The sequence below is a fragment of the Rhodopseudomonas palustris genome, from assembly GCF_003226555.1.
Lineage (GTDB): Bacteria > Pseudomonadota > Alphaproteobacteria > Rhizobiales > Xanthobacteraceae > Rhodopseudomonas > Rhodopseudomonas palustris_I.
In genome coordinates this window covers 259,531-281,344 of record NZ_QKQS01000006.1, presented here as the reverse complement: position 1 = coordinate 281,344, position 21,814 = coordinate 259,531, and the positions used below count along the sequence as shown (strand labels likewise).

Genomic DNA, 21,814 nt, shown 5'->3' with positions numbered 1-21,814 from the left:
ACGCGCGGGGAGCCGCGAACAGCATTCAGAAGCGGCGCGGCGGGCGGTTGGATAACAGAGCGCCCGATTCGTGCAATCGTGTGACCCCCACCGCGCGCTGGGGATAAATCCGATTCATTTGACCCAGCGTGTCAGATGGATCGCTGCGGCGCTGCCGAGCCCGTACACCACCATCGCCACCGCCACCATCGCGAACATTGCGGACGCCGGTGCGCCGAAGGCGACCAACGCCCATCCGCCAACGGCCACCAACACCAACCGCGCGGTCGCCGCCAGCACCGGGCCGCCGACCTTGGCGGCGCCCTGGCTGGCGAAATACAGCGTCACGCCGAGGCCGAAAAATCCGAAGCCGGGGCCGGCGAGGTGGAAGTAGGCATGCGCCGCCGCAGTGACGGCCGGGTCGGTGGTGAACAGCGACACCCACAGCGAAGGCCAGATCGCCAGCACCGCGCCGACCGCTCCGACGATCACCGCCGACACCGCACCTGCGGTCCAGGCCACGCGCCGCGCCCGCGCCACGTCGCCGGCGCCGATCGCCATCCCGACCATCGGGATCGAGGCGACGCCGACTGCGAACGCGATCGGGATCAGCAGGAATTCCAGCCGCGAGCCGATGCCGTAGCCGGCGAGCGTGGTGGTGCCGTAGCTCGCCAGCACCTTGGTGAAGATCAGGATCGTCAGCACCGATTGCAGCGGAGCGAGGCAGGCCAGTGCCCCGACCTTGAGGATGTCGATGAAGATCGGCCATTGCAGTTGGAACGACCGCAACTGCAGCCGCAGCCGGCTGCGACCGCTGGCGAGGTAGACCAACAGAAACAGCGAGCCGAGCGTGAACGCGATCGCCTGGCCGGAGGCGACGCCGGGCATGCCGAGCCGCGGCATTCCGAATAGGCCGAGCCCGAACGCGCCGCCGATCACCACCTGCAGAGCCGCGACGCCGAGTAGGACGGCGGCCGGCAGGATCATGTCGCCGGTGCCGCGCAGGATGGAGGCGAGCGTGTTCACCAGCCAGATCGATACGGCGGCCGAAAACAGCACCACCGAATAGCTGCAGGCCTGCTCGAGCACCTCGCCGTGGCCGCCGAGCAGTGCGAACAGCGAGCGGCCGAACGTCAGCATCACCAGCGTGAACACCAGCCCGCCGCCGATCCCGATCAGGATCGCATGCAGCGCCAGGACGCCGGCGCGGAGCGGATCGCCGGCGCCGAGCGCACGGCTGATCGCCGACGAGACGCCGCCGCCCATCGCGCCGGCCGACATCATCTGCGTCAGCATCGCGAACGGAAACACCAGCGCGATCGCCGCCAACGGTTCGGTGCCGAGCCGGCCGATATAGGAGGTCTCGGCCACCGCCACCAAGGCGGTACCGAGCATCGCGATGGCGTTGGGCGTCGCTAGCCGTAGCAGCGTCGGCAGGATCGGCGCGGTCAGCAACCGGTTCAGTGGCGGAGCGGGCAGGGGCGCGTCGGCAGGTGCTTCGATGGTCATGCTGTCGCTCCCCGAATGCCGCCTTGTGTGTGCGGTGGTCTTTTGTATGATGATCAAAATATAATAAGCGCAACGCCTCGCCGGACACAAGCGCCAGGGCATTGCGCGGCGCGCGGGCGTGGCGGCGTTTCGTGCAGGGCTCAGGACCGCCGATTGTGGAAGGCCTCACCCCTGCATCTTGCGCAGAACCCGGATACCGCCGGCACGGATGGTCAAATCTCCCAAACCAGGGCATGAAGGCGGACAAATATTCTCCCGGGAAGGAATTCGCTCATGAAGGCTGCTCAGCTCAGTCCGTTTCAGCGCTGGTCGATCCTGATCGGCGCCTCGGTGCTGCTTAGTCTCGCCATGGGCATGCGCCAGAGCTTCGGGCTGTTTCAGCCCTCGGTGATCCGCGATGTCGGTATCACCAGCGCCGACTTCTCCTTCGCCACGGCGCTGCAGAACATCATCTGGGGCGTCACCCAGCCGATGGTCGGCCTGCTCGCCGATCGCTACGGCACCCGCTGGGTGATGCTGGGCGGCGTCGTAGTTTATGCGGCCGGTCTCGTCCTCATGATGGTCGCGGATTCGGCGCTGATGTTCACGCTGGGCTGCGGGGTGTGTGTCGGCATTGCGCTGTCGTGCACCGCCTCCAGCATGACCATGACGGTGACCTCGCGCACGGTGTCGCCGGCCAAGCGCAGCGTTGCGATGGGCGCGGTGTCGGCCGCCGGCTCGCTCGGCCTGGTGCTGGCTTCGCCGTTGGCGCAGACGCTGATCTCGACCGCCGGCTGGCAGATGGCGCTGATTGGCTTCCTCGGCCTCGCCGCGGCGATGCTGCCGTCCGCCCTGTTCGCCGGCCGCGCCGACAGACTGGAAATCGACAAGGCCGACGACGTCAAGCAGTCGGCGGGCGAGGTGGTGCAGGCCGCGCTCGGCCATTCCGGCTTCGTGGTGATGGCGCTCGCGTTCTTCGTCTGCGGTCTGCAGCTCGTGTTCATCACCACGCATCTGCCGAACTATCTGGCGATCTGCGGGCTCGATCCGTCGCTCGGCGCCTCGGCGCTGGCGGTGATCGGCCTGTTCAACGTGTTCGGCTCCTACGCGTTCGGCTGGCTCGGCGGCAGGTTTCCGAAGCAGTATCTGCTCGGCGGCATCTACATCGTGCGCTCGCTGACGGTCGCGGCGTATTTCTACTTTCCGGCCTCGGCGACCACGACCATCGTGTTCGCCGCGATCATGGGCTCGCTGTGGCTCGGGGTGATTCCGCTGGTCAACGGCCTGGTCGTGCAGCTTTTCGGGCTGCGCTACATGGCGACGCTGACCGGCATCGCCTTCCTCAGCCATCAGGTCGGCTCGTTCCTCGGCGCCTGGGGCGGCGGGGTGATCTACGACCACCTCGGCAATTACGACCGCGCCTGGCAGGCTGCGGTGCTGATCGGCCTGATCGCCGGCTGTGCCCAGATGCTGATGAACGTCCGCCCGCCGCGTCGGCGCGAGGAGCTGGTGGTGCCGGTGGCGGCTTGAGTGTAGAGCGAACCGACGCCGCCTGCGGCGGTAGCATCACCCCCTTGCGGTAAGCTGTTCATCTCGCAGCGGTATTGGCTTCGGCGCCGCCGCTGCGACACGCTGTTGCAAGTTAGAATAGATATTGGGTCCCAGCCTGGAACCTTTTATAAGGGTTCCTGTTAAGACGACGTCCCCCACCCATCGTGGAAATGAATCATGACCTTCACGCGTCCCGAATTGCCGTATGCCTACGACGCCCTGCAGCCGTACATGTCGAAGGAGACGCTCGAATATCACCACGACAAGCACCATCAGGCGTATGTCACCAACGGCAACAACCTGCTGAAGGGCACCGAATTCGAGGGCAAGTCGCTCGAGGAGGTGGTCAAGGGCTCGTTCAATAAGAACGCCCCGTTGTTCAACAACGCCGCCCAGCACTACAACCACATCCACTTCTGGAAGTGGATGAAGCCGAACGGCGGCGGATCCAAGGTTCCGGGCGCGCTGGCCAAGAAGATCGACGAGGATCTCGGCGGCTTCGAGAAGTTCAAGGCCGATTTCGCCGCCGCCGGCGCGGGCCAGTTCGGCTCGGGCTGGGCCTGGCTGTCGGTCAAGGGTGGCAAGCTCGAGATCTCCAAGACCCCGAACGGCGAGAACCCGCTGGTCCACGGCGCCACCCCGATCCTCGGCGTCGACGTCTGGGAGCACTCCTACTACATCGACTATCGCAACAAGCGCCCGGACTACCTGAAGGCGTTCATCGAGAACCTGATCAACTGGGAGTACGTCGAGGAGATGTACTCCAAGGCCTGATCGGCGCAGCTCGATCACGACATCGAAAAGGCGGTCGCGGTGCGGCCGCCTTTTCTTTTGGCAGCGGCGCCCGGCGATGCGGCTTGCGGTCGCACCCCTGCTGCTGCAAGAACGAATTCAGGGCGACAGTCGGATACGGAGCAATTCTCGGATGGCCTATCTCGTGGTGTTCTTGGGCGGCGGGCTCGGGGCGATGTTTCGCCACTTCATCAACACGTTCAGCGGCCGGCTGCTCGGCACTGCGTTCCCCTACCACACCTTCTTCATCAACGTGACCGGCTCGATCGTGATGGGACTGATCGCCGGCTATTTCGCCTTCAAAGGCGGCTCGTCGCAGCACGTCCGGCTGTTCCTGATGACCGGAATTCTCGGCGGCTACACGACGTTCTCGGCGTTCTCGCTCGATGCGGCGCTGTTGTACGAGCGCGGCGCAGTGTGGCTCGCGGTGCTGTACGTGCTCGGCTCGGTGGGGCTGGCGATCGCCGGCCTGTTCGCGGGGATGGCGCTGATCCGCGCCGTCACCTGATGCTGCGCGTCATTGCGAGCGGAGCGAAGCAATCCAGCTTAGAGCGTTTTCGAGCGATCTGAGGACGTTAGCGCAGCGCCACCTCCTGATCCGTCCAACGAAGATAGTGCCGCGGTGCTGCGCCAAGCTCGCGCTTGAACATCGCGGCGAAGGCACTTGGACTATCGTAGCCGACGTCGAGCGCGACGCCAGTCACAGTTTCGCCTGCTCCGAGACGTGCCAAGGCTTCCAAAAGTCGCACGCGCTGCCGCCAGCCTGAAAAGCTCTGGCCAGTCTCTCGGCGGAATAACCGGGTTAGCGTCCGGCGGCTGAGGCCGCATTTGTCGGCCCAGTGGTCAAGAGTGAGGTTTGACGACGGATCGACCAGCACCGCCTTGCAGATCTCGGCAAGGCGCGGGTCCGGCGGCACCTGCACGTGCAGCGTCACCTCCGGCATCCGCGCGATCTCAGTGAGGAGAAATTCGATGAGCGTGCCGTCGCGTCCATTCTGGTCGTAGATCTCAGGTATGCGTACGGCCTCGTCCATCAGCGCTTCGACCAGCGACGAGGCGCGGATCAGGCGGCACGTATCGGCGGCCTTCCGCTCGCGATTCGGCGTGACGTAGATCGTCTGCGCCTCGACCTCACCCCAGGCACGCGATTGATGCACGACGCCGGCAGGAATCCACAAGCCATGACCGGGCGGCACGACGAAATGACCACGTTCGGTCATCATGGCGGTTACACCCGTGATCTGCAGGATGAACTGGTCGCGCCGATGCAAGTGACGCGTACTGGTGCTCTCGTTCGGATAGGTGGCCGTCATCGCGGCGACCGGTCGCGCAATGGTCTGAAGATGTCCCGCACAATTTGCGGCTGCTACTCGGCCTTCCTGCCTGCGGTAGGCGCGCAATTCAGCAGTGTCTTTTCGCCGCGTTGCGACTTTCATGGGTCGTGAACTCCCGATCCGTGGCGTTTTCGCAGCGCTCTCATGCATCTTCCGGGCCAGACATGGCCCGATCGCGATGATTGTTGTCCCCGATCAGGTAGCGCGGGACAGGGCATCCGGCAACAATACCGGCGCCCACATCATTCGCCGAACCCGGATGCGGGCTTGGCGAAGTCAATCTCATGTCGATATGCGACCACGGAGAGCTCGATGAACAGACGCGAATTCAGTGCGCGGCATACCCGTCCATGTTGCGCGCGCCGGCACTGGTTCGAATGCGATCAAGGCCGCAATACACAACAACCCGCCGGAGATCGTCTGGTCCGGCTTTCTCTCGCCGGGCTACGAGGCGACTGAGATTCAGGAGAGTGAAGCCGTTCTGGCTTCGGTCTACGAGCATGTGTTCGGGCGCAAGCTGACCAGCTTCTCGTCGACCGCCCTGACGGACGCCCGCTTCTATGGCCTCGATTTCGGTGTTCCGGCGTTCTGCTTCGGTGCCACGATGGAACGAGCGCATGGCTTCAACGAGCGCGTCGATCTCGCTTCGGTGAAGCGAGTCACAAAGGCGCTCGCACTATTCACCGCGAGCTGGTGCGGCATCGAGCCGGCATAACTCAGAGGGAAGTTCGTAAATGGACAGCCAGGGTGCAGGCGGGAAGCCGTCGATCAAGTCGCAGGACGATCTTCGCGCGCATTTCGGGCAGTTGAGCCCGCTCGCGGAGAAAAAGGTTCTCAACCATCTCGACAAGTTTTGCCGGGACTTCATCGCGCTGTCGCCGTTCCTCGTTCTTGCGACCAACGATGGTAACGGCCATGCCGACGCAAGCCCACGGGGCGATGCCCCCGGCTTCGTCGCCGTGCTCGACGACAAGACGCTGTTGATCCCCGACCGGCGCGGCAATAACCGCGTCGATACGTTCGGCAACATCATCGCCTCGCCCGGAATCGGCCTAATTTTCCTTGTGCCGGGTATCAACGAGACCCTGCGGGTTAACGGCCGCGCCGAGATATCGCAGGATGCGGAACTGCTGACGCCGCTGGCGGTGCAGGACGTTGTCCCCGTGATTGGGCTCAAGATCCGTGTCGAGGAAACTTATTTCCACTGCGGCAAGGCTCTCATGCGCTCGAAGCTGTGGAATCCGGCCACACAGGTCGAGCGAAACAGCTTTCCGACGCTTGGCCGGATCATTGCCGAACAGACCGCTGCCATCGAGGTTGCAGATGCCGAGAAGGCGATGGAAGAAGCTTACCGTACCAGGCTTTACTGAGGATGACGACGTCAACGTTCTGGCGGGAAACGCGCCGGCGCGTCGTTCGATTACGAGACGACGCCGGCAACTGCCCGGCGGGGCATCGCTGTGACCAACCGTCCGCCGGCGTCTGCCGTCGCCAAAACCGAAAACTCTCTATCAGCAAGTTGAAGCAGGATATTCCGCTATCCCAAGAGCATCGACGGAGAGACGTCTGAGCTCTTTGTCTCCATTATTCGTTCGGTAAACCCGGGGCGGTTCAGTCCTTTCGTCAAAGATACTCCCGGTACAGTTTTGAAGTCGCCACTCACGGCAAAATTGTTTCAGCCGATACTCGTCAACGCGAGAGACGGACGGCTCGAGCGGCTGCTGTCGATGCCATGGTATCTTCGGTTACCGGAACTATCGAAGCCGCTGCACTTTGGCGATTATGGCGGACTTCCCTTGAAGATCGTTTGGGCGGCTCTTGATGTCATTGCGATCATCGTTCTTGGAACGGGAGTCTACCTTTGGCTCGTGCGGCGGCCGCAGCTTCGAGCGAATGCCGGGCGAAGCGCAGCCCTTATCGGCGAGCCCTGGGAGTGAGGCCGTCCCGTGCGGGTCAATGACGAGGAACATCACGGATTTAAATCGGCCGGCTTCGAGCTTGCGTCACCCGATCGGTGTCATCATTCGCAGCAAAAACGACAGCGCGGTCGAGGCGAACATGTGCATGTTGTCTAGCCGGTCGTCGCTGGCGGTCTCCAGCGTCATCACCGCCTGGTTCGGCCCGGCCACCGCGATGCAGGTGTGGCCGGCAGCATCGCCATAGCGATTGCCGGACGGGCCGGCCGCGCCGGTCTCCGACAGCGCCCAATCGGCGCCGAGCCGCGAGCGGATCTGCTTCGCCAGCAGCTCGGCATAAGGCTCCGAGGACGAACGGACGCCCTCCACCTTCATCTCGGCATCGGGAATGTCCATCAGCACCCGACGCGCCTGCCGGGTATAGACCACCGCCGAGCCGAGGAAATACGCCGACGCGCCGGGGACCGCGAGCAGCGCCGCCGAGATCAATCCGCCGGTCGAGGATTCCGCCACCGCGATGGTCTGCTTCTGTGCGATCAGCCGGATCGCGACCTTCTCCGCCAGCGGCAGCAACTCATTGATCATCGCATCGTCCCGTGTTGGCGGTCGCCGGCAGCCGGTGCGGGACCGTTCGGATCATCGGCGAATCGAAGCTCGCCTCGCGCTTACGAGATAGAACCGCCGGGCTTCCGGCAAGCTGATCTTGCGGCGTCGCCTAGCCGGTGCGGTGCGTGAGATTATCTCAGCGATCCCGGCGGAAATGTCGTTTGTGGCCGAGCATCGCTGCGTCGGATACTTCGCGTCGTCACGACTTATTCGGGAAAGCAGCGATGTCGACGTGCACAGCCGGCGCGGCGATCGATCGTCACCGGAAGAGGGGCCCGTGGGCGCGGCTCCGCGCGACGCTCGCGCTGTGGCGCATGCGGCGGAGCGGGCGCATCGACCTCGCCGGGTTCTCGGCGCGCGAACTACGCGATCTCGGCCTGTCGCGCGGCGACATGATCCAAGAAGTGGCCAAGCCGTTCTGGCGCGCCTGATCGGCGGCGGCTCAGCGCAGCGCGGCGAGGCTGCTCCACACCAGGCTCGCGCCGGATAGAAACAGCAGCGCCAGCACCACGTTGCGGAACGAGCGATCGCTGAGCGCATGGTAGGTCCGCGCCCCGAGCCAGGCCCCGATCAGGATGGCGGGCAGCGCGAACAGCGCCGCATGGACCACCTGCCAAGTCACCAGCCCGTGCACCGCCTGCAGGATCAGTGCGGCGACCAGCACGGTCGAGTTGAACGCCTGAAACACGCCGCGGCGCTGGTGCTTGTCCCAGCCGCGGATGCTCGCCCACAGGATCGGCGGCGGCCCCGACAGTCCGGCGAAGCCGCCCATCACGCCGCCGATCCAGCCGATCACGCCGTCCATCCAGCGCCCGCCGAACGTCAGCGCCATCGGCGGGGTGAAATACAGCGCCGGCGGGAAGATCAGCAGGAACAGGCCGACGAACAGCTTGAAGCCCCAAGGGTCCGCATACGCCACCAGCATGCTGCCAGGGATCACCCCGGCGAGCCCACCGATCAGGAACGGCGTCACCAGTTTGAAGTCGATGTGCTGCCACACCATCCGCATCGTCGAGGCCTGCGAGGCCATCGAGCACAGCAGCACCAGCGGCACCGAGAGCGTCGGCGGGAATACGTAGAGCCAGAACCCCAGCGACACCAGCGCCATGCCGAAGCCCGACAGGCCGGAGACGAAGCCGCCGCACAGCGCGCCGGCGATCAGGACCATGAGGGCAGTTAGTTCCATCGGCGTCGATGCGGCTGCGCAATTCCGCCGGGCGGAACTCGTCGCGCGTCCTTGGATGATTGTGGTGGCGGGCAGCTTTGTGCAGGCTGTGGTTCGGGCTTATAGCATCTGACAGGCCCAAAAGAACCAAACAAGAGTTGCACATGCTGGCAGGAAACAAACAAGCCGCCGCGCCCGCGTCCAAGCCCGGCAACGCCGCGAATCTGATCGCGCCCGACACCACCGGCATCAATTTCTATCGCGCCGATCCGTCGCTCGCCGATCTGCTCCGCATCCATCTGCCGAACAAGCTGGTCGATCACATCGAGCCACATCTCGATGCGCTCGGCGCGTTGGCCGGCGGCCGTCTCGACGACTGCGCGCGGCTCGCCGACCGCCACACGCCGATCCTGCATCAGCGCGACCGCTTCGGCAGCGATGCGCAATCGATCGAGTATCACCCGGCATATCGCGAGCTCGAGAACGCCGCGTTCGGCACCTTCGGGATCCACGCGCTGTCGCACCGCAAGGGCATCATGGGCTGGCCGGAAACCTATCCGGTGACGGCGAAGCACGCCTTTACGCTTTTATTCAACGAGACCGAATTCGGCATGGGCTGCCCGATCAACGTCACCGACGGCTGCGCCAAGCTGCTGTCGAAATTCGGCAGCGACGACCTGAAGGCGAAGTATCTCGACGGTCTGACCCAGACCGACATGAGCAAGCTGACCCAAGGCGGTCAGTTCATGACCGAGAAGGAAGGCGGCTCCGACGTCGGCACGCTGACGTCGGTGGCGGTGCCGGACGGCGATCACTGGCGCCTGTATGGCGAGAAGTGGTTCTGCTCCAACGCCGACGCCAAGGTGGTGATGCTGCTGGCGCGCCCCGAGGGCGCAGGTCCGGGTACCCGCGGCGTCGGGCTGTTCCTGATGCCCCGCGTGCTCGACGATGGCACGCCCAATCACTACCGGATCGTCCGGCTGAAGGACAAGCTCGGCACCCGCTCGATGGCGTCGGGCGAGATCAAGCTCGAAGGCGCGATCGCTTACGCCGTCGGCAAGCTCGACCGCGGCTTCGTGCAGATGGCCGAGATGGTGAACTCGTCGCGGCTGTCGAACGGCGTCAAGTCGACCGCCTTGATGCGCCGTGCCTGGCACGATGCGATCACGGTGGCGAAAAACCGCGTGGTGTTCGGCAGCCGCATCATCGATTTGCCGCTGGCGCGGCGGCAACTGATGAAGATCCTGCTGCCGACCGAGCAGGGAATGTCGATCAGCTTCCTCACAGCCGACGCGCTCGACCGCGCCGAGGGCGGCAGCCAGGACGCCGCGGCGCTGCTGCGCATCCTCACCCCGACGCTGAAATTCCGTGCGACCCGCGACGCCCGCAAAGTCTGCGGCGACGCGCTCGAGATGCGCGGCGGCATCGGTTATGTCGAGGAGTTCGCGACCGCGCGGCTGCTGCGTGACGCCCATCTCGGCTCGATCTGGGAAGGCACCGGCAACATCGTGGCGATCGATGCGCTCAAGCGCGCGATCGGTCGGCACGGCGCGGAGTCGGCGCTCGCCGCCGATCTGCATGCCCGGCTCGACGATGCGGCGCGCGTGCCGCAAGTCTGGCGCGACCGGCTGCGCGGGCTGATCGACAAGTCGATCGAGTTTGCTCGCGAGGTCGCGCGCGGCTCGGGCAACGAAGCCGATGCCCGCCGCGCCACGAGCGCGCTGTATCACGTCGCCAGCGCGGTGGTGTTCGCCTGGGAAGGCGCGAAGATCGAAGCGACGCGCGGCGACGCTCGCCGCGTGTTGCTGTCGCGGCTCGCCGTCGAGCATCGGCTGTATCAGCCCGATCCGTTCGCCCCGCAGGACGGCAAGCTCGAACTCGCGATCGCCGATCACCTGCTCGGCGACCGCGTCGCCCCCATGGAGGAGATCGCGCCGCTACTGACGGCGTAGTGTGCGAGGTCTCAAATCTTCCCGTCATTGCGAGGAGCGAAGCGACGAAGCAATCCAGCGCTGTGCTCGGAGCTCTGGATTGCTTCGCTTCGCTCGCAATGACGAGGGTTGTTGTGACGTTCGTCCCTAACTAATCGATGAACGCCTTTGGCGGGGTGAAGCCGCCGAATTCGCGTTCGATCAGTTCGGCCAGCTTCAGCGGGGTGCGGTCTTCCAGCCACGGGCCGACGATCTGCACGCCGACCGGCAGGCCGTCGTCCGACAGTCCCAACGGGATCGCGGTCGACGGCAGGCCGGGCAGGGTGGCGATGCCGGGCCAGACGAGCTGGTCGACGTAAGGATGCGATTGGCCGTCGATGTCGATGCGGCGGTCTTCCTGCGGCTCCGAATGGTCTTGCACGTAGGCCGGCGTCGGCATCACCGGGCAGATCACCGCATCGAACGATTGGAACAGTACGTGCCACTGCGCCCGCAGCCCGGTGCGGCGCGAATCTGCAATCAACCAATCGCGGTGGCTGAGCACGATGCCGCGCAGCCGCTCGGCGGCGAGGCTGTCGTCCTTGGCGTCGAGCCCGGCCGCCATCGCCTGCGCGCCCGCGTAGAGGTCCGGGGCGAAGCCGGCGGCGAGGAACGACAGCAGCATCCGCATATACACCCGCGTGGTCTCGGCGAGGTCGGGGAGCAGCGGCGAGGAGCGGGTGACGCTGACGCCGGCTTTGGCGAGGTTCGCAGCCAGCGTCTCCAGCGCGCCGCCCACCGCTTTGCCGGTCGGCAGCAGCGGATGCTGGTCGAGCAGCAGCACGCGATAATCCTTCAGCGCGGTGTGGCGCGGCGCCGGCAGGTCGAGCCTGTAGGCGATGCCGTCGAAGGTCGGGTCCGGGCCGGCGATGACGTCGAGCAGCAGCGCCAGGTCCGACGCCGAGCGCGCCATCGGCCCGATCACCGACAGGTCGCGGTTGGACGGCAGCGGTGGCAGGCCGGGCGGAGTGTGGCCGCGCGCCGGGCACAGCGCGAAGGTCGGCTTGTGGGCGTAGACGCCGCAATGGAACGCCGGCACCCGCAGCGAGCCGCCGATGTCCGAGCCGAGCGACAGCGCACCGTAACCGGCGGCGAGCGCGGCCGAGGAGCCGCCGGACGAGCCGCCGGGCGTGCGCGACAGATCGAACGGATTGTTGGTGGTGCCGTAGATCTCGTTGTAGCTCTGCCAGTCGGAGAGCGCGACCGGCACGTTGGTCTTGCCGACGATCACGCCGCCGGCGGCCTTGACGCGCTCGATCGCCAGCGCGTCGTGCTCCGCCACGAAGTCTTTCTGATCGACGAAGCCCCAGGTGGTCGGCAGGCCGGCGACGTTGAAGCTCTCCTTCACGGTCATCGGAATCCCGAGCAGCGGCTGCTGCTCGCCGCGCGCCAGCGCCTGATCGGCGGCACGGGCGCTTTGCAGTGCGCGATCGAAGTCGCGCACGCAAACCGCGTTGATCTTGTCGTCGTGGCGCTCGATCCGCCCGATCGCGTCCTGCACGAGCTCGACGGCGGAGACTTGTTTGGCGGTGAGGGCTTTGGTGAGGTCGGTGACGGTCGCGAAGCTCCAGGACGAGGCGGGCAAGTTGGCTGACTCCGAGTACGGGCGGGGGCGGGGGTGGGTGCGCGCGCGAGCTTAGTCGGTTCTCGGGCATGCGGTAGCGCTTTGCCGCCGCATTGCTGTGATGCACGGGCAATCGCCGCAGCTATTTCCGTGAAACGAGATATTCTTGACCTACGTCAAAGATCATTGCACGAATAACCTATTCGATACTCGTATGGGTGGTGCCTGCCGAGCCTCTGTGGTCCGCGTTCGATGATCTGCGGAGTCGATCGGCTGGCCGAGACCAGCGCAGTGATCGCCGCGGACGAGGCGCAGCGATCACGACAGGATGAATTCCCGCCAGCCGACGAGCGTCGGCGCTGTGGCGGACCGAGTCTCCCTTGACTTAAAGCTCCGGCGGTTCCGGAGCTTTCTTTATGTCGGCTGGTCGAAATCGGCCGGCGGAGCGACGGTTTCAGCCACCGAAATCCTGCGGCGTAAAGCCGATGTCGAGCACCCGCCACTCCCGGTATTTGTCGGCCGGCAGCATGGTGTAGGGCTGGCAGGCTTCGAGCGCGGCAATGGCGCCCTTCATCAGCGCCGGCCCCTTGGCCGAGGCGCTGGCCTCGATCAGGAACGGCTCCTGGGCGAGGCGGCCCTCCGGCGTCAGCCCGACCCGGATCACGATCTTGACGTTGTCGGAGCGCGACAGCCCCGCCGGCAGCGCGGCGCAGGCTTTCAGCCGTTTGCGCAGCGCTGCCACCGCTTCGGCGCTGATATTGGCGACGGTCTCGGCCGGCGCGTCGAAGCCGCCGCCCTCGGCCGGCAGGCCGAGCGCCACCGAGTACTTCACGGTGATGTCCGGCTCCTGCGGAATCGCCGGCGGGAACGGCGCAGGCGCGGTTGCCTGCGGCGGCTGTTGTTGTGGGGCGGGCGGTTGTTGCGGAGGCGCCGGAGCTTGGGCGGTCTGTTGCGGCGGGGGCTGCGGAGCGGGAGCGGGCGGCTTGGTCTCGGCTGCGGCCGGCTGTTGTTTGGCGGCGGCAGCCTGTTGCTCCGGCTTGGGCTGTTCGGCCGGTGTCTGCGACACCTCGAAATTCGGCGTCGGCTGTTCGTCCGGCTTCGGTGCGGGCTCCTGCTCGGGCACCGGTGGCGCTTCGTCGGCCGTCACCACCTCGACCTCGATGCGCTGCTCCGGCACCTCGGCAAACGGATGCACCTCGGCGAACAGCAACACCGCGCCGACCAGCCCGACATGGGCCAACACCGAGACGGCGGCGCCGGCACGGTGGGCAGAGGGAGAGGGCGATATCGGATCACGACGAAGCCGCATTGCCCGCCAGCATAGCGCGGCACGACGACGGAGCGGAGTCGTTCTTGGCCTTCGGCTATGGGCCAGAGGCGACATCCCCGCCGCCGGGGCGGCGAGGATGGAGGATCGTTGCGGGACCGCTCAGGCGGTCGCTGCGGCCTTCTGCTGCGCCGGCCAGTAGCGATCCTTCAGATGCCGCTTGACCAGCTTGCCGGTCGGGGTGCGCGGCAGCTCGGCCTCGAAATCGACCGAGCGCGGGCACTTGATCGGCGACAGCCGCTCGCGGCAGAACGCGATCAGCTCGGCCGCGCGCTCGCTGCTCGGAGCCGCACCGTCGCGGAGCTGCACCACCGCTTTGACCTCTTCACCCATCTCGGGGTTCGGCACGCCGAACACCGCGACGTCGGCGACGTCCGGGTGAGTCAGCAGCACGTCCTCGGTCTCCTGCGGGTAGATATTCACGCCGCCGGAGATGATCATGTAGCTCTTGCGGTCGGTGAGATACAGGAAGCCCTCGTCGTCGAGATAGCCGACGTCGCCGAGCGTCGACCAGCCCTTGTCGTTGTAGGCCTTCTTGGTCTTGTCCGGATCGTTGTGATAGCTGAACGACGGCGCGTCGGCGAAATACACCGTGCCGACTTCCCCGACCGGCAGCTCCTCGCCCTCGTCGTCGAGGATCTTGATGGTGCCGACCACAGCCTTGCCGACCGTGCCGCGATGGCTCAGCCATTGCTGCGAGGTCGAAACCGTGACGCCGTTGCCTTCGGAACCGGCGTAGTACTCGATCAGGATCGGCCCCCACCACTCGATCATCTTGGCCTTGACGTCGACCGGGCAGGGCGCGGCGGCGTGGATCGCGCCCTTCAGCGACGACACGTCGTAGCGGCTGCGGACCTCCTCGGGCAGCTTCAGCATCCGCACGAACATCGTCGGCACCAGCTGCGACTGCGTCACCTTGTACTTCTCGACCAACGCCAGGAACTGCTCGGCGTCGAAATGCTCCATGATGATCGAGGTGCCGCCGAGCGTGGTCGCCATCATGTTGAAGCGCAGCGGAGCTGCGTGATACAGCGGCGCCGGCGACAGATAGATACTGTTCGCATTCATGCCGCACATCTTTTCGCACAACAGGCGCAGGAACGGGCTCGGCACGTCGATGGCGTTGCCTTCGAATTCGCGCTTGATGCCCTTCGGGCGGCCGGTGGTGCCGGAGGAATACAGCATGTCGTAACCGGCGACCTCGTCGGCGATCGGCGTGGTCGGCTGTGCGGCAGTTTCCTGCTGCCACGAGCGGAAGCCGGCGATCGGCTGATCGACCATGTAATACAGCGGCGCGCTAGGGGCGTCCGACAGCAGCGACTTCATCGTCTCGCTGCCCTGGGCCGAAGTGATCACCACCTTGGCGCCGCAGTCCTGCACGATGTAGCCGATCTCGTCCTTGGTCAGATAGCGGCTGACCGCGGTGTAATAAAGGCCCGAGCGCTGCGCCGCCCAGCAGATCTCCATGAAATCAAGCCGATTCTCCATCAGCAGCGCGACGTGATCGCCGGCCTTCAGCCCGAGCGACCGGAACAGATGCGCGCCCTGATTGGAGCGCTCGTCGAGCTGCCGATAGGTGAGGGCCTGGCCGGTCGATGCCATCCGGTAGGCGACTTTGTCGGGCGTAGAGCGGGCGTGAATCGACGGATGCGTCATGGCGTTTCCTTAGGGGATGCGGCGGATTGTTTCCGCTCTGTTTCGTCATTGCGAGGAGCGAAGCGACGAAGCAATCCAGGAGTCCGGGGCAAGGGGCTGGATTGCTTCGCTTAGCTCGCAATGACGGCGAAAGTCTCTAGTTTCGGCGACTGACGATGGTTAGGCGCTACGGATCAGGGACGGGGTGCAACTCGGGCGCCGCCCAGGCGTCCGAGTTGGGCCTTACAGCCGCTCGACGATGGTGACGTTGGCCATGCCGCCGCCTTCGCACATCGTCTGCAGGCCGTAGCGCTTATTGTTCTGCTTCAGCGCGTGGATCAGCGTGGTCATCAGCTTGGTGCCGGAGCCGCCGAGCGGGTGGCCGAGCGCGATCGCGCCGCCGTTGACGTTGAGCCGGGCCGGATCGGCGCCGGTCGCCTTCAGCCACGCGGTCGGGATCGACGCGAACGCTTCGTTGACTTCGAACAGATCGATGTCGTCGATCTTCATCCCGGCCTTCTTCAGCGCGTATTCGGTCGCCGGCAGCGGCGCTTCGAGCATGATCACCGGATCGCCGCCGCGCATCGTCATGTGGTGGACGCGCGCCAGCGGCTGCACGCCGAGCTGCTTCAGGCCCTTCTCGTTGACCACCATGACGCCGGAGGCGCCGTCGCAGATCTGGCTGGCGGTCGCGGCGGTCAGCTTGCCGCCATTCTCGTTGATCAGCTTGACGCCCTTGATGCCGTCGAGCGTGGCGTCGAAGCGGATGCCTTCGTCGATGTGGTGGATGTCGGTCGAGCCGTCGGCGCGGGTGATCTCGAGCGGAATGATCTCGTCCTTGAACTTGCCGGCTTGCGTCGCCGCGATCGCGCGCTGGTGGCTCTGGAAGGCGAATTCGTCGAGCTCGTCCTTCGACAGATTGTACTTGTTGGCCACCATCTCGGCGCCGACGAACTGGCTGAACTGGATGTTCGGGTAGCGTTCTTCCATCTTCGGGCTCTTGTAGTTGCCGAGCCCGGCCTTGGCGGCGAGGATGCTCGGTGAGCCCATCGGCACGCGGGTCATCGATTCGACGCCGGCGGCGATCACGATGTCCATGGTGCCGGCCATCACCGCCTGTGCGGCGAAATGCAGCGCTTGCTGCGACGAGCCGCACTGCCGGTCGACCGAGGTGCCCGGCACGCTCTCCGGCAGCTTCGAGGCCAGCACCGCGTTGCGGCCGACATTGACGGCCTGCTCGCCACCCTGGCCGACGCAGCCCATGATCACGTCTTCGATTTGATCCGGCGCGGCGCCCGAGCGGTCGACCAGCGCATTGATCACGGAGGCGGCGAGATCGACCGGATGCCAGCCGGCCAGACGGCCTCCCTTGCGGCCGCCGGCAGTGCGGGCGGCGGCGACGATATAGGCCTCTGCCATGTGTTCTCTCCCTGTAATGGTTGTTGAGTATTGGTCTTGGGTCGCGGCGATTTAAGTGGTGGGGAGGGTTTTAGTCAATCGATCAATTAACGCTTGAGCCATGTCAAACGATGCTGTAAGTGCGATGACGATGGCAGTGCATTTGAACCAGTCAACGGCTCCCAGGGCATCGGCGGCGAAAAGCGCGACCGCCGAGAAGCTGTTGGTTGCTGCGGGCGAATTGATGATCGAGCGCAACTCGGTCGAGATCTCGCTGGCCGACATCGCGCAGAAGTCGGGCGTCAACGCGGCGCTGGTGAAGTATCATTTCGGCAACAAGGATGGCCTGCTGCTGGCGCTGCTCGAGCGCGACGCGGCCAACGAGATGACCCATCTCGAATTCCTGCTGGCGCAGCCGTTGTCGCCGACCACCAAGATGAAGCTGCACATCGCCGGCATCATCAAGGCTTATCACCAGTTTCCCTACCTCAACCGGCTGATCCACTATCTGCTGCACGGGCAGAACCCCGACACCGCCGATGAGGTCACCAAATTCTTCGTCGGGCCGCTGCTCGACTTCCATCGTCGGCTGATCGCCGAAGGCGTTGCCTCCGGGGATTTTCAGAACGTCGATCCGGTGCTGTTCTACACCACGCTGATCGGCGCCTGCGATCATCTGTTCTTCGGCCGGCAGACGATGATGCGTGCTGCCGGGGTTGGGCCGGTGACCGACGAGGTCTGCCGCGCCTACATCGCCCATATCGAAAAAGTCATTCTCGGCGGATTGCTGACGACCAAGGCGCGTCGGCCCTCCGTCGCAGGATCATGAGCTAACAAAAAGAAGAAACCACCCCACCCAGACTCCAGAGACCTTTCAATTACGACCCGGGACAAGCCAAGGAAATCCGAAAAACAACAATAACGCCCAAGGATCAGTTCACGGAACCTGCCCGTCAGAAGGTAGGCGGAATGGAGCTTCAGGCACCCCCGGGACATTGTTTGTGTCTCAATAACAAGAAAACGCCAGGAAACGCCCAAGCAATCTGTCGGAACGCGAGCGCAACGAAACGCTACCCAAGGAGAGACCTCGAACCGGATCGGCCGCGGCCCATGTCGCGACCTTTTGTCGGACGCTATGATCGGGGAAACGCCCAAGGGGCCCGTTGAAGGCCCGGACCAACAGCGCAATAACCATACCGGGACGCCATCGGTTCGGTCGCTCACGAGAGCGGCAGTCGGTGGCGTTCGAGACAAGGCTTCAAGAAAGCGCCCAAGGAAAGGGATATCCAATGCAGTTGAAAGACGTCTCCGTTCTCATCACCGGCGGTGGTTCGGGGCTCGGCGCCGCGACCGCGCGGGCGATGGCCGCCAAGGGCGCCAAGGTTGCCGTGCTCGACATGAACAAGGACAATGCCGAGAAGGTCGCGGCCGAGATCGGCGGCGTTGCCTGCGTCGGCGACGTGTCGCAGGAAGCTCCGGTCAAGGAGGCGATCGCCAAGGCTGAAGCCGCGCACGGCATCGTCCGCGTGCTGGTGAACTGCGCCGGCATCGGCGGCGCGGTCAAGACCGTCAGCAAGAACGGCGCCTATCCGCTCGACCACTTCTCGCGCATCATCAACGTCAACCTGATCGGCAGCTTCAACTGCATCCGGCTCGTCGCCGAGCGGATGCAGAGCGCGCCGACCATCGGCGAAGAGCGCGGCGTGTGCATCAACACCGCATCGGTTGCGGCGTTCGACGGCCAGATCGGCCAGGCCGCTTACTCGGCCTCGAAGGGCGGCATCGTCGGCATGACCCTGCCGGTGGCGCGCGACCTCGCCTCGATGAACATCCGCGTCATGACCATCGCGCCGGGCCTGTTCCTCACCCCGCTGCTGATGGGTCTGTCGGAAGACGCCCGCAAGAGCCTCGGTGCCCAGGTGCCGCATCCGGCCCGCCTCGGCGATCCGTCGGAATACGCTTCGCTCGCGGTGCAGATCGTCGAGAACCCGATGCTGAACGGTGAGACCATCCGCCTCGACGGCGCCATCCGCATGGCGCCGCGCTAAACGCGCACTTCTCACCCTTTCCGTTTCGGGAGAGGGTGAGATCGTCGATCTTCGCCGCGTGTAGTTCGTGACAGACTGACGATCTCTCGCGCGGCGGAATTCGAAATACGCACGATTGGTTCTCTCCCTGGATTTCGGAGGGGAGCGACTATCGCCGAAGCGGCGATCCGACTAAACGTCGCAGCAGCGGCGTATAAGAACAAGAATTGTACGGGAGTGACAGCGTGACCGAGGCCTTGCTGGTCGATCATCGTGACGGGGTCGATTGGGTGACGCTCAATCGGCCGGACAGCCTCAATGCTCTCGATCCCAGCCTGATCGATGCGCTCAACGATTATTTCGGCCGCCTGCAGCGTGACCGAACGACGCGCGTCGTGGTGCTGAAGGGCGCGGGCGCCAATTTCTGCGCCGGCCTCGATCTCAAGCACGCGCTGGCCCGCCGCGCTGGCGAGAACGCGACGCCAGGCGTCACCGAGTCGCTGGATTCGCAGCGCCGCATCGCCGACATCGTGATGCTGATGCGCCGCTGCCCGCAGCCGATCATCACGCTGATCCGCGGCGCCGCTGCCGGCGGCGGATTCGCGCTGGCGCTCGCTTCCGATGTCCGCATTGCAGGACGCAGCGCGCGGATGAATTGCGCCTTCATCAAGCTCGGTCTCGGCGGCTGCGATATCGGCACCAGTTACTTTCTGCCGCGCCTGGTCGGCGTCTCGGTGGCGTCCGAACTGATCCTCACCGGCCGTTTCATCGGCGCTGAACGCGCGCTGATGACCGGGCTCGTTTCCGAACTGGTGGAAGACGATCAGCTCGAAGCCGCGGCGCAGCCGTTCGTCGATGCGATGATGGCGGCGTCGCCGGTCGGTTTGCGGCTGTCCAAAGAATGCCTCAACATGGCGGTCGATGCCGGCTCGATCGAGCAGGTGATCGCGATGGAGGATCGCAATCAGGTGCTGTGCTCGCGCTCGGAGGATTTCAAGGAAGGCGTCGCCGCTTTCCTCGAGAAGCGCAAGCCGGTCTACGGCAACCGCTGACCAGACAACGTTGGCCCGGCAAGAGGCCGAGAAGACGGGAGAACACCACATGACTGCCAGCGCTGCCGCGGTATTGACCAAGCCGCCATTCCGCAAGGTGAACTGGCTGCCGCGCGAGATCGAGGTCGATCGCCGCGAGGGCGGCGTCATCGTGATGAAGTCGCGCTTCCCGCTGATGGACCACGATCCCAACCTGCCGATGGCGCTGGCGAAGTGGGCCAAACAACGCCCCGACCACATCTGGCTGGCGCAGCGCAAGGGCGAGGCGCGGCAGTGGCACAAGGTCAGCTACGCCGAAGCCAAGCGCATCGTCGACTCGCTCACTCAGGCGCTGCTCGACCTGAAGCTGCCGGAAGGCCGGCCGCTGACGGTGCTGTCCGGCAACTCGATCGAATTCGCGCTGATGATGATGGCGGCGATGCAGGCGCGGATTCCGACCGCGCCGGTGTCGCCGGCCTATTCGCTGATGAGCCACGATCACCTCAAGCTGAAATATCTGTTCGACCTGGTGAAGCCGGCGGCGGTGATGGTGCAGAACGGCGCGCCCTTCACCAAGGCGCTGCACGCGCTGGATCTGACCGGTGTCGCCGTGATTCATGTCGACGGCACCGCCGACGGCATCCCCAGCCTGTCGTTCGCCGACATGGCGGCTACCAAGGTGACCGCCGACGTGGAAGCCTCGATCGCGAAGATCACGCCCGACACGGTGGCCAAATTCCTGTTCACCTCCGGCTCGACCGGGATGCCGAAGGCGGTGATCAACACCCAGCGCATGATGTGCGCTAACGCCGCGATGATGATGCAGGTGCGGCCGCGCGATCCCAACGGTCCGCCGCCGGTGCAGCTCGACTGGATGCCGTGGAATCACACCATGGGCGGCAACGCCGCGTTCAACCCGCTCCTGATCGAAGGCGGCACGCTGTACATCGACGACGGCCGCCCGGTGCCCGGCCAGATCGAAGAGACGCTGCGTAACTTGCGCGAGATCTCGCCGACCTATTACGCCAACGTGCCGGCCGGCTATGCGGCGCTGGCCAGCGCGATGGAGAAGGACGACGCGCTGTGCCGCTCGTTCTTCAAGGACATGCAGCTGATGGCCTATGGCGGCGCGCGGCTGCCCGACGATCTGTACGAGCGGATGCAGGCGCTGGCGGTGCGCGCCACCGGGCATAGGCTGGTGTTCTACACCGGATGGGGCTCGACCGAGACCTCGCCGACCTCGACCGGGACCTATTGGGACACCGAGCGCGTCGGCCTGATCGGGCTGCCGTTCCCCGGGGTCGAACTGAAGATGCTGCCGGTCGGCGACAAGTACGAATTGCGGCTGCGCGGCGTCAACGTGATGCCGGGCTATCACGGCCAGCCGGACCTGACCGAGAAGGCGTTCGACGAAGAGGGCTTCTACAAGATCGGCGACGCCGGGGTGTTCGTCGACCCGAACGATCCGGTGAAGGGCATCATCTTCGCCGGCCGCGTCGCCGAAGACTTCAAGCTGATGACCGGCACTTTCGTCCACGTCAGCACGGTGCGCACCGACGCGATCGCCGCGGCCAGCCCGGTGATCCAGGACGCGCTGGTGGCGGGGCAGGACCGCGCCTACATCGGCCTGCTGGCCTGGCCCAACCTCAACGCCTGCCGGGTGATGATCGGCGATCCGAATGCGAGCTTCGAGGACGTGGTCAAGCATCCGGCGGTGATCGCCGCGCTGCGCGTCGGCCTGGAGAAGCACAACCGCGAGGTCGAAGGCGCCAGCTCGATGCGGATCGCGCGCGCGATGCTGATGGTCGAGCCGCCGTCGATCGACGGCAACGAACTCACCGACAAAGGCTACATCAACCAGCGCGCCGGCCTCGACCGCCGCGCCGCCCTGGTCGAGCGGCTGTACGCCGAACATCCGGACCCGGATGTCATGGTGCTGCAGTGAGACGTGCGAACTTAACTCTCCGTCATTCCGGGGCGCGCGCAGCGCGAACCCGGAATCTCGAGATTCCGGGCTCTCGCCTGTCGGCG

20 protein-coding genes are annotated in these 21,814 nt (G+C 65.3%); 12 read left to right on the top strand and 8 right to left on the bottom strand.

Annotated features, from left to right (window positions below; translation table 11 throughout):
- Positions 1 to 114: 114 nt before the first annotated feature.
- A complete protein-coding gene (locus DNX69_RS03245; protein ID WP_110784570.1) occupies positions 115 to 1,488 on the bottom strand; it encodes an MATE family efflux transporter in 1,374 nt (457 codons plus the stop codon).
- Between the two features lie 273 nt (positions 1,489 to 1,761).
- Between DNX69_RS03245 and DNX69_RS03240 the strand changes: the two genes are divergently transcribed.
- From DNX69_RS03240 to crcB, 3 genes are all read left to right on the top strand, one after another.
- Positions 1,762 to 2,997 carry an MFS transporter gene (locus tag DNX69_RS03240; protein ID WP_110784569.1) on the top strand — a complete coding sequence of 412 codons (1,236 nt, stop codon included), beginning with the start codon at positions 1,762 to 1,764 and terminating at the stop codon, positions 2,995 to 2,997.
- A 198-nt stretch (positions 2,998 to 3,195) separates the two neighbouring features.
- Positions 3,196 to 3,792: a superoxide dismutase gene (locus DNX69_RS03235; protein WP_110784568.1), complete on the top strand. Its 597-nt coding sequence runs from the start codon at positions 3,196 to 3,198 to the stop codon at positions 3,790 to 3,792.
- A gap of 151 nt (positions 3,793 to 3,943) precedes the next feature.
- Positions 3,944 to 4,318, top strand: a complete 375-nt coding sequence (gene crcB / locus DNX69_RS03230; RefSeq protein WP_110784567.1) for a fluoride efflux transporter CrcB — start codon at positions 3,944 to 3,946, stop codon at positions 4,316 to 4,318.
- Between the two features lie 67 nt (positions 4,319 to 4,385).
- On the opposite strand, the gene DNX69_RS03225 is transcribed toward crcB, so the two are convergent.
- Positions 4,386 to 5,246: an AraC family transcriptional regulator gene (locus DNX69_RS03225; protein WP_110784566.1), complete on the bottom strand. Its 861-nt coding sequence runs from the start codon at positions 5,244 to 5,246 to the stop codon at positions 4,386 to 4,388.
- A 229-nt stretch (positions 5,247 to 5,475) separates the two neighbouring features.
- Between DNX69_RS03225 and DNX69_RS03220 the strand changes: the two genes are divergently transcribed.
- From DNX69_RS03220 to DNX69_RS26515, 3 genes are all read left to right on the top strand, one after another.
- Positions 5,476 to 5,859: a M20/M25/M40 family metallo-hydrolase gene (locus DNX69_RS03220; protein ID WP_234826827.1), complete on the top strand. Its 384-nt coding sequence runs from the start codon at positions 5,476 to 5,478 to the stop codon at positions 5,857 to 5,859.
- Positions 5,860 to 5,878: 19 nt separating this feature from the next.
- Complete coding sequence (locus DNX69_RS03215) at positions 5,879 to 6,514, top strand: pyridoxamine 5'-phosphate oxidase family protein (RefSeq protein WP_110784565.1); 636 nt, start codon at positions 5,879 to 5,881, stop codon at positions 6,512 to 6,514.
- Positions 6,515 to 6,871: 357 nt separating this feature from the next.
- Entirely contained in the window at positions 6,872 to 7,081 is a 210-nt protein-coding gene (locus DNX69_RS26515; protein ID WP_234826848.1) for a PepSY domain-containing protein, read from the top strand.
- 66 nt (positions 7,082 to 7,147) lie between these two features.
- On the opposite strand, the gene DNX69_RS03205 is transcribed toward DNX69_RS26515, so the two are convergent.
- Complete coding sequence (locus DNX69_RS03205; RefSeq protein WP_425327285.1) at positions 7,148 to 7,645, bottom strand: CinA family protein; 498 nt, start codon at positions 7,643 to 7,645, stop codon at positions 7,148 to 7,150.
- 245 nt (positions 7,646 to 7,890) lie between these two features.
- Here DNX69_RS03205 and DNX69_RS03200 point away from each other — a divergent pair, with 245 nt between their 5' ends.
- Positions 7,891 to 8,097, top strand: a complete 207-nt coding sequence (locus DNX69_RS03200; protein WP_110784563.1) for a DUF1127 domain-containing protein — start codon at positions 7,891 to 7,893, stop codon at positions 8,095 to 8,097.
- Between the two features lie 11 nt (positions 8,098 to 8,108).
- On the opposite strand, the gene DNX69_RS03195 is transcribed toward DNX69_RS03200, so the two are convergent.
- Entirely contained in the window at positions 8,109 to 8,852 is a 744-nt protein-coding gene (locus DNX69_RS03195) for a sulfite exporter TauE/SafE family protein (RefSeq protein WP_110784562.1), read from the bottom strand.
- Between the two features lie 143 nt (positions 8,853 to 8,995).
- Between DNX69_RS03195 and DNX69_RS03190 the strand changes: the two genes are divergently transcribed.
- Positions 8,996 to 10,783: an acyl-CoA dehydrogenase family protein gene (locus tag DNX69_RS03190; protein ID WP_110784561.1), complete on the top strand. Its 1,788-nt coding sequence runs from the start codon at positions 8,996 to 8,998 to the stop codon at positions 10,781 to 10,783.
- 130 nt (positions 10,784 to 10,913) lie between these two features.
- On the opposite strand, the gene DNX69_RS03180 is transcribed toward DNX69_RS03190, so the two are convergent.
- The 4 genes from DNX69_RS03180 to DNX69_RS03165 form a co-directional block, all read right to left on the bottom strand.
- Entirely contained in the window at positions 10,914 to 12,386 is a 1,473-nt protein-coding gene (locus DNX69_RS03180) for an amidase (RefSeq protein ID WP_110784560.1), read from the bottom strand.
- Between the two features lie 433 nt (positions 12,387 to 12,819).
- On the bottom strand, positions 12,820 to 13,674 hold the full coding sequence (locus DNX69_RS03175; protein ID WP_110784559.1) for a hypothetical protein: 855 nt from the start codon (positions 13,672 to 13,674) through the stop codon (positions 12,820 to 12,822).
- 120 nt (positions 13,675 to 13,794) lie between these two features.
- The gene (locus DNX69_RS03170) at positions 13,795 to 15,348 is read right to left on the bottom strand and encodes an acyl-CoA synthetase (RefSeq protein ID WP_110784558.1); all 1,554 of its coding nucleotides are present in this window, start codon (positions 15,346 to 15,348) and stop codon (positions 13,795 to 13,797) included.
- Positions 15,349 to 15,570: 222 nt separating this feature from the next.
- Positions 15,571 to 16,746 (bottom strand): acetyl-CoA C-acetyltransferase, encoded by a 1,176-nt coding sequence (locus tag DNX69_RS03165; RefSeq protein ID WP_110784557.1) that lies wholly within the window; start codon positions 16,744 to 16,746, stop codon positions 15,571 to 15,573.
- Positions 16,747 to 16,888: 142 nt separating this feature from the next.
- Here DNX69_RS03165 and DNX69_RS03160 point away from each other — a divergent pair, with 142 nt between their 5' ends.
- The 4 genes from DNX69_RS03160 (at position 16,889) to DNX69_RS03145 (ending at position 21,728) form a co-directional block, all read left to right on the top strand.
- Positions 16,889 to 17,554, top strand: a complete 666-nt coding sequence (locus tag DNX69_RS03160) for a TetR family transcriptional regulator (RefSeq protein ID WP_425327290.1) — start codon at positions 16,889 to 16,891, stop codon at positions 17,552 to 17,554.
- Positions 17,555 to 18,014: 460 nt separating this feature from the next.
- Positions 18,015 to 18,773 carry an SDR family NAD(P)-dependent oxidoreductase gene (locus DNX69_RS03155; protein ID WP_013503496.1) on the top strand — a complete coding sequence of 253 codons (759 nt, stop codon included), beginning with the start codon at positions 18,015 to 18,017 and terminating at the stop codon, positions 18,771 to 18,773.
- Positions 18,774 to 18,997: 224 nt separating this feature from the next.
- A complete protein-coding gene (locus tag DNX69_RS03150) occupies positions 18,998 to 19,804 on the top strand; it encodes an enoyl-CoA hydratase/isomerase family protein (RefSeq protein ID WP_110784555.1) in 807 nt (268 codons plus the stop codon).
- Between the two features lie 49 nt (positions 19,805 to 19,853).
- Positions 19,854 to 21,728: an AMP-binding protein gene (locus DNX69_RS03145; RefSeq protein ID WP_110784554.1), complete on the top strand. Its 1,875-nt coding sequence runs from the start codon at positions 19,854 to 19,856 to the stop codon at positions 21,726 to 21,728.
- Positions 21,729 to 21,814: the final 86 nt, after the last annotated feature.

Coding starts and splice junctions, on each gene's coding strand:
- crcB (WP_110784567.1), top strand. CDS start 3,944: ATGGCCTATCTCGTGGTGTTCTTGGGCGGCGGGCTCGGGGCGATGTTT.
- DNX69_RS03235 (WP_110784568.1), top strand. CDS start 3,196: ATGACCTTCACGCGTCCCGAATTGCCGTATGCCTACGACGCCCTGCAG.
- DNX69_RS03165 (WP_110784557.1), bottom strand. CDS start 16,746: ATGGCAGAGGCCTATATCGTCGCCGCCGCCCGCACTGCCGGCGGCCGC.
- DNX69_RS03145 (WP_110784554.1), top strand. CDS start 19,854: ATGACTGCCAGCGCTGCCGCGGTATTGACCAAGCCGCCATTCCGCAAG.
- DNX69_RS03240 (WP_110784569.1), top strand. CDS start 1,762: ATGAAGGCTGCTCAGCTCAGTCCGTTTCAGCGCTGGTCGATCCTGATC.
- DNX69_RS03245 (WP_110784570.1), bottom strand. CDS start 1,488: ATGACCATCGAAGCACCTGCCGACGCGCCCCTGCCCGCTCCGCCACTG.
- DNX69_RS03200 (WP_110784563.1), top strand. CDS start 7,891: ATGTCGACGTGCACAGCCGGCGCGGCGATCGATCGTCACCGGAAGAGG.
- DNX69_RS03190 (WP_110784561.1), top strand. CDS start 8,996: ATGCTGGCAGGAAACAAACAAGCCGCCGCGCCCGCGTCCAAGCCCGGC.
- DNX69_RS03215 (WP_110784565.1), top strand. CDS start 5,879: ATGGACAGCCAGGGTGCAGGCGGGAAGCCGTCGATCAAGTCGCAGGAC.
- DNX69_RS03195 (WP_110784562.1), bottom strand. CDS start 8,852: ATGGAACTAACTGCCCTCATGGTCCTGATCGCCGGCGCGCTGTGCGGC.
- DNX69_RS03170 (WP_110784558.1), bottom strand. CDS start 15,348: ATGACGCATCCGTCGATTCACGCCCGCTCTACGCCCGACAAAGTCGCC.
- DNX69_RS03205 (WP_425327285.1), bottom strand. CDS start 7,645: ATGATCAATGAGTTGCTGCCGCTGGCGGAGAAGGTCGCGATCCGGCTG.
- DNX69_RS03225 (WP_110784566.1), bottom strand. CDS start 5,246: ATGAAAGTCGCAACGCGGCGAAAAGACACTGCTGAATTGCGCGCCTAC.
- DNX69_RS26515 (WP_234826848.1), top strand. CDS start 6,872: ATGCCATGGTATCTTCGGTTACCGGAACTATCGAAGCCGCTGCACTTT.
- DNX69_RS03155 (WP_013503496.1), top strand. CDS start 18,015: ATGCAGTTGAAAGACGTCTCCGTTCTCATCACCGGCGGTGGTTCGGGG.
- DNX69_RS03175 (WP_110784559.1), bottom strand. CDS start 13,674: ATGCGGCTTCGTCGTGATCCGATATCGCCCTCTCCCTCTGCCCACCGT.